The sequence below is a fragment of the Pseudoalteromonas sp. PPB1 genome (assembly GCF_015356275.1).
GTDB classification, from domain to species: Bacteria; Pseudomonadota; Gammaproteobacteria; order Enterobacterales; family Alteromonadaceae; genus Pseudoalteromonas; species Pseudoalteromonas rubra_D.
In genome coordinates this window covers 1-7,659 of the sequence record NZ_JACEQV010000053.1, presented here as the reverse complement: position 1 = coordinate 7,659, position 7,659 = coordinate 1, and the positions used below count along the sequence as shown (strand labels likewise).

The 7,659-nt window shown below is 54.7% G+C and carries 2 protein-coding genes; both read left to right on the top strand.

The annotated features are described in order from the left end of the window. Nucleotides 1–41 precede the first annotated feature (41 nt). Entirely contained in the window at nt 42–6,659 is a 6,618-nt protein-coding gene (locus tag IY568_RS24100) for a non-ribosomal peptide synthetase (RefSeq protein ID WP_228553561.1), read from the top strand. Nucleotides 6,660–6,704: 45 nt separating this feature from the next. Continuing rightward, a partial coding sequence (locus IY568_RS24095) for a condensation domain-containing protein (protein WP_228553560.1) occupies nt 6,705–7,659 on the top strand: 955 nt, incomplete at its 3' end.

The window sequence follows — 7,659 nt, the reverse complement described above, 5'->3', positions numbered from 1 at the left end:
TGGATGCACAGGCGCTGTTCGCCGCTCAGTCCTTACAGGAAATGGCACAGGGATTGAGCCGTGCCACTACAGGCGACACAGATGAAAGCCGCAGCCTGATCCCGGCCGGTTGCACCGCCATTACGCCAGATATGGTGCCGCTGGCTGCACTGAGCCAGGCTGAGCTGAACGACATCGCCGCCGAGATCACCGGAGGCATGGCCAACATTCAGGATATCTATCCGCTGGCGCCTTTACAGGAAGGGGTGCTGTTCGTACACAGTATGGACCCGGAGAACGATCCCTATGTCACTAATTATCTTTATGAATTAAAAAGTGATGCGGCTCTGGCTCAGTTTACTGACAGCCTGAACTTTTTGCTGGCCCGTCATGATGTGCTGCGTACTGCCATTCTCTGGCAGGGTAAGCGTCAGGCATTGCAGGTGGTACAGCGCTCTGTGACGCTGCCGGTGACACAGCTTGCCTGTGCTGAGGGACTGAGTGCACAGCAAACCATCACCGCGCTGGCCGATGGTCCACAGTGGCTGGATCTGGCTCAGGCACCATTGTTACGCTTGCAGGTGTGTCAGGATCCGGACACGGGTTCCCACTATGCACTATTACAGGCACACCACCTGATCATCGACCATGTTGCCATGGCGGTGATCCAGGATGAACTACACAGTTACAGCGCTGGTAAGGCACAGAGCTTGCCTGCGCCGGCGTCTTACCGCCAGTTTATCAGCGATACCCTGGCGCGCATGGAAACGCTCGATATAGAAGGGTTTTTCTCTGAGTCGCTGGGCCATATCAGCGAGCCGACACTGCCTTTTGGGTTGCAGGATACTCAGGGTAACGGTGATACTATTCGAGAGCATAAAGTGGCTCTGAGTGATGCGTTGAGCAAGTCCATCCGCGCTTATGCAAAACAGCATGAAGTCAGTCCGGCAGCGATTTTCCACGCCGCCTGGGCACTGGTGCTGGGGGCTTGCAGCAACCAGCAGGAAGTGGTGTTTGGCACCGTGATGAGCGGTCGGATGAATGGCGGCGCAGGCGTAGAACGCCTGCTGGGCATGTTGATCAACACCTTACCCGTGGCGGTTGAGTTACAGGGGTCTTCGGTCACAGACTTGATTAAAGACGTGGACAAACGATTGAAAGCGTTGCTGCCTTATGAGCAGGTATCGCTGGCACAGGCGCAGAAACACAGCGCAGTGGGCTCAGATGGTCCGTTATTCAGCGCGATGCTGAACTATCGTCACACCGAGCGGGATGAAGCCGATACGCCAGCACAAGACAGCGATATTCAGGGTCTGAGCGCACAGGAGCGCACCAACTACCCGTTTAACTTATCGGTGAATGATTATGGCGCAGCCCATGTGTTCAGCCTGGACTTACAAATTGATGAGCAGGTAGAGATCAGCCGTATCGCAGAGTATGTGATTACGGCGCTGAGTAAGCTAACGGAAGCTGCCCAAACACAGCCAGTGAGTTCACTGAGTGTACTGCCGGCAGATGAAGTGGCCAGGTTACTGACGCAGGGTCAGCGCAGCTTAGGCTACGACGACACGGCTTGTATTCATCATTTATTTGAACAGCAAGCCGCGGCTGCGCCTGAGGCAACGGCGCTGGTGTTCCAGAACCAATCCATCAGTTACGCCGAGCTAAATCAGCGGGCCAATCAGCTGGCTCATTACCTGCTGGGTGAGCAGCACATTACGCCAGGCACCCTGATTGGGGTATGCAGCAGCCGCTCGGTAGAAATGGTGGTGAGCATACTGGCGATACTCAAAGCCGGTGGGGCGTATGTGCCACTGGACCCGAACTACCCGGCCAGCCGCCTGAGCTATATGGCGGTTGATGCAGGCCTGAAGCAAGTGATTGGGTATGGCAGTGGGCTGGCCGTGGCCCAGAGCCTGATGAGCGAACAGGCAGGCACCGCCATCGATATTGCGGCCCTGACGCTTGATGATTATCCGCTGCACAACCCCGCTCTGCAAACGCTTAGCGGTGATGCGCTGGCTTATGTGATTTATACCTCAGGCTCAACCGGTCAGCCCAAAGGCGTGCTGACCCCGCATCGTGCGGTACAGCGTCTTATTAGCACGCCGCATTTTATGACCCTGGACAGCGACACGGTATTCCTGCACAGCGCCAACATTGCCTTTGATGCGGCAACCATAGAGTTGTGGGGACCTTTACTCAATGGTGGACGTTGTGTGCTGTATCCGCAGGACCAGCCGGACATTCATGCACTCAACACACTGATTGATAGTCAGGCCATTAACAGCATGTGGCTGACGGCCGGTTTGTTCAGTGAGTGGAGTCACCACTGTGACGGTCGCACCTCTTTACGTTATGTGCTGGCTGGTGGCGACATAGTCCATGGCGCTGATGTAATGCGGGTGCAGCAAGCATTGCCGCAGGCACAAGTCATCAACGGCTATGGCCCGACGGAAAACACCACCTTCAGCTGTTGTTACGCGATACCGACATTACATGAGAGTCAGGACATTGCTATAGGTACGCCGTTGAATGGCGATCAGGCCCTGGTGCTAAGCGATGACCTGAGTTTGGTACCGTATGGCAGTGTGGGTGAATTGTGTGTGGGCGGCGACGGTCTGGCGCAGGGTTATCTGAATCAGCCTGAGTTGACGGCCGAGCGCTTTATTGACAATCCATTTTATGACCCCGAGGTGGCAGGCAGCGCGAAACGCCTGTATCGCACCGGCGATTTAGTGCGCTACCTGGCCGATGGCAACCTGGCCTTCGTGGGCCGTGCCGACGACCAAATTAAAATTCGCGGCTTCCGGGTTGAACTGGGCGAGATAGCTCAGCAGCTGAGCCGCCAGACACAAGTAGACAGTGCACTGGTGCTGGCTAAGAACGGCCCGGCAGGCACCTATTTGGTGGCGTACGTCCAGCCAGTTGAGACCATCGCAGAGCAAGCACAGCCAGAGTTTATGACTCAGACGCTGGCCACGCTGGCACAATCCTTACCGGATTACATGGTGCCAAAGCTGGGTGTGGTGATTGACGAGTGGCCACTGACCGCCAACGGTAAAGTAAACAAAAAAGCCCTGCCTGAAGCGGATACCTCGGCGCTCCATGGTACCTATGTGGCGCCCGCAAATGAGGTTGAACAGGCATTATGCCAGATCTGGGCGCAATTACTGGATTTAGAGGCCGGTCGTATCAGTACCACGGATAACTTTTTTGACCTGGGTGGGCACTCTTTACTTTCGGTAAGACTGGCCGCCGAGTTGCGAGCGCAGCTGGCCGTCGAGTTACCCATCAAAGCGCTGTTTAATGCTGCGACGATTGCAGATCAGGCCCGGGAAGTGGCAGCGCACCACGGAGAGAAGGTTCGCGAACAGATCACTGCACTGCCCAGAGCACTGCAGACTGATCCACAGCTTGGTGAGCATAGCGCGTTTCCACTGTCTTTTGCTCAGCAGCGTCTGTGGTTTATCGATCAGCTCCATAAGGGCTCGACGCAATATAATATGCCAGCTGCCTTTGATGTCAGCGGCACACTGGATTTGATGGTGGTGGAAGCGGTGTTACAAACCATCATGGACCGTCACGAAGTGCTTAAAACCGTTTATCGCGATGGCGAGCAGGGGGCAGAGCAGCTGATCCGTCAGGATGCCCGCTTTACCCTCAGTTATGATGATGTGCGGATGTGCAGTGAAGCGCAGCAACAACAGGCCATCGCCACAGCCATGACGCAACAGCTTAATCAGCCGTTTGATCTGACCCGCGACGTGATGATCCGCGCCGGTTATATTCAGACTGCAGACAACGAAGGGGTGTTGCTGTTCAACATGCACCACATTGCCTCCGATGGCTGGTCGATGCAGGTCTTGATTAAAGAATTTGTCCAGCTGTATCAGGCATACAGTCAGAAGCAAAGCAATCCACTGGCCCCTTTGGCCATTCAGTACGCGGATTATGCGCAGTGGCAACGGGATTACCTCAGTGATGCGGTGCTTGAACAACAGCTGGCGTACTGGCAGCAGCAACTGGCAGATGTCCCGCCGGTACACAGTTTACCGCTGGACTATTCGCGTCCGGACATCAAACAACATCAGGGTGCACAGGTTAAAAGCACGCTGAGCAAAGAAGTCGCACAGGGGCTGGCTGCGCTGGCGAAGGCCGAAGGGCTGACGCCGTTTATGCTCCTTCATGGCGCTTTGTCTTTGCTGTTATCGCGCCACAGTAATGCCCGGGATATCGTCATTGGTACGCCGGTGGCCAACCGCATGCAGGCCGAGCTGGAGCCGTTAATTGGCTTTTTCGTCAATACCTTAGTTTTGAATGTTAATACCGCTCAGGCAACCCTGGCGGAGTATCTGGCACATGTTAAAGCCGTCCATCTGGGTGCGCAGTCAAACCAGGATGTGCCGTTCGAGCAGCTGGTTGAGCAGCTGAATGTACCGCGCAGCACGGCGCACACACCGCTGTTTCAGGTGATGCTGACGACCCGCACCGATTATGGTCTGACCGGGGAAGTCGAAGACAGTGCCTGGTCGCTGGGTGGGGCTCAGCTGAGTCCTCGTAGTGATGGCTCGGTCGTGGCCAAATTTGACCTGGATGTGAATATGGCGTTGAGTGAGACCGGGGTTGAACTATGCTGGACCTATGACACGGCCTTGTTCAGCGAAGCACACATTGACACCCTTAATCGTCATCTGGGCACCTTACTGACGACGCTGACACACAGCGACAGTGCGAGCCTGCTCGCTCAGGCACCGGGCACCCTGACCTTGCTCTCTGATACAGAGCAGCAGACTTTGCTGGTATCACCAAACCAGAGTGAACAAAATTATGATGCCACACTGAGCATTCATCAGGCCTTTGAGCAACAGGCAACGGCAGCGCCTGAAGCAACCGCGCTGGTGTTCCAGAACCAATTCATCAGTTATGAGACGCTCAATCAGCGGGCCAATCAGCTGGCCCATTACCTGCTGAGTGAGCAGCACATCACATCTGGCACCCTCATTGGGGTATGCAGCAGTCGTTCGGTAGAGATGGTGGTGAGCATACTGGCGATACTCAAAGCCGGTGGCGCCTATGTGCCACTGGACCCGAATTACCCGGCCAGCCGCCTGAGCTATATGGCGGTTGATGCTGGCCTGAAGCAAGTGATTGGGTTTGGCAGTGGGCTGGCCGTGGCCCAGAGCCTGATGAGCGAACAGGCAGGCACCGCCATCGATATTGCGGCCCTGGCGCTTGATGACTATCCGCTGCACAACCCCGCTCTGCAAACGCTTAGCGGTGATGCGCTGGCCTATGTGATTTATACCTCAGGCTCAACGGGTCAGCCCAAAGGTGTGCTGACCCCGCATCGTGCGGTGCAGCGTCTTATTAGCACGCCGCATTTTATGACCCTGGACAGCAACACGGTATTCCTGCACAGCGCTAACATTGCCTTTGATGCGGCAACCATAGAGCTATGGGGACCCTTACTCAATGGCGGACGTTGTGTGCTGTATCCGCAGGACCAGCTGGACATTCATGCACTTAATACACTGATTGATAGTCAGGCCATTAACAGCATGTGGCTGACGGCCGGTTTGTTCAGTGAGTGGAGCCATCACTGTGACGGTCGCACTTCTCTGCGTTATGTACTGGCTGGCGGCGACATAGTCCACGGCGCCGATGTGATGCGGGTGCAGCAAGCATTGCCGCAGGCACAAGTCATCAACGGCTATGGCCCGACTGAAAACACCACCTTCAGCTGTTGTTACGCGATACCGACATTACATCAAAGTCAGGACATTGCTATAGGTACGCCGTTGAATGGCGATCAGGCCCTGGTGCTAAGCGATGACCTGAGTCTGGTGCCGTATGGCAGTGTGGGTGAGTTGTGTGTGGGCGGCGACGGTCTGGCACAGGGTTATCTGAATCAGCCTGAGCTGACGGCCGAGCGCTTTATTGACAATCCATTTTACGACCCCGAGGTGGCAGGCAGCGCGAAACGCCTGTATCGCACCGGCGATTTAGTGCGTTATCTGGCCGATGGCAACCTGGCCTTCGTGGGCCGTGCCGACGACCAAATTAAAATTCGCGGTTTCCGGGTTGAGCTGGGTGAGATTGCTCAGCAGCTGAGCCGCCAGACACAAGTAGACAGTGCACTGGTGCTGGCTAAGAACGGCCCGGCAGGCACCTATTTAGTGGCGTATGTCCAGCCTGTGGAAACTGTTACAGAACAAGCTCAGCCTGAGTTTATGACTCAGACGCTGGCCACGCTGGCACAAACCTTACCGGATTACATGGTGCCTAAGCTGGGTGTGGTGATTGACGACTGGCCACTGACTGCCAACGGCAAAGTAAACAAAAAAGCCCTGCCTGAAGCAGATAGCAGCGCGCTTCAGGATACCTATGTGGCACCTGAAAATGACATTGAGCAGACCTTGTGTGAGATCTGGTCTCAGTTGTTGGGCATAGCGCATCAGGACATTAGCACGCAAAGCCACTTCTTCGACCTGGGCGGCCATTCGCTGCTGGTCGTGAAGCTGGCAACTCAGGTGCGTGAAACCTTCAACATTGAGTTCAGTATTCAGGAGCTCTACGACGCAACCAGGATCTGCGATCAGGCGGTTCACATTGAATATTTGCAGCTTAAGTCTAATCGCGACACGCAAACAGAAGCGTGTGAAGAGCTGGAATGGTAATCACGGCGTCCGACATTTAATCGACAGAATTTTAAGAAGAAAACAATGAATACAATTAAAAAGTTAATCATAGAACTAGAAAAACAGGGCGTCAGTTTTTATCTCGACAATGGCAAGCTCAAGTCAAAAGCCAGACAAGGTGCAATCACACCTCAGATAGCCGCTCAGGTAAAACAAAATAAGGCGGCATTGATTGAATTTTTAGCCTCAGAGCAACAGCAAAATACTCAGGTGCGCGCTAAAGTCACACCCAGAGTCGCATCGGATATCGCGCCACTGTCTTTTGCCCAGCAGCGCCTGTGGTTTATTGATCAGCTCCATAAGGGATCGGCGCAATACAATATGCCGGCTGCCTTTGATGTCCGCGGTACGCTGGATCTGACAGTGGTGGAAGCAGTGTTACAAACCATCATTGACCGCCACGAAGTACTTAAAACCGTTTATCGTGATGGCGAGCAGGGCGCAGAGCAGCTGATCCGTCAGGACGCCCGCTTTACCCTCAGTTATGACGATGTGCGGATGTGCAACGAAGCGAAGCAGCAACAGGCCATCGCCACAGCCATGACGCAACAGCTAAATCAGCCATTTGATCTGACCCGCGACGTGATGATCCGTGCCGGGTATATTCAGACGGCAGACAATGAAGGGGTGTTGCTGTTCAACATGCATCATATTGCCTCCGACGGTTGGTCGATGCAGGTCTTGATTAAAGAATTTGTCCAGCTGTATCAGGCATATAGTCAGAAGCAAAGTAATCCACTGGCCCCTTTGGCCATTCAGTACGCAGATTATGCGCAGTGGCAACGAGATTACCTCAGTGATGCGATGCTTGAACAGCAGCTTGAGTACTGGCAGCAGCAACTGGCAGATGTGCCGCCGGTACACAGTTTACCGCTGGACTATTCGCGTCCGGACATCAAACAACATCAGGGTGCACAGGTTAAAAGCACGCTGAGCAAAGAAGTCGCACAGGGGCTGGCTGCGCTGGCGAAGGCCGAAG

Coding starts and splice junctions, on each gene's coding strand:
- IY568_RS24100 (WP_228553561.1), top strand. CDS start 42: ATGGCACAGGGATTGAGCCGTGCCACTACAGGCGACACAGATGAAAGC.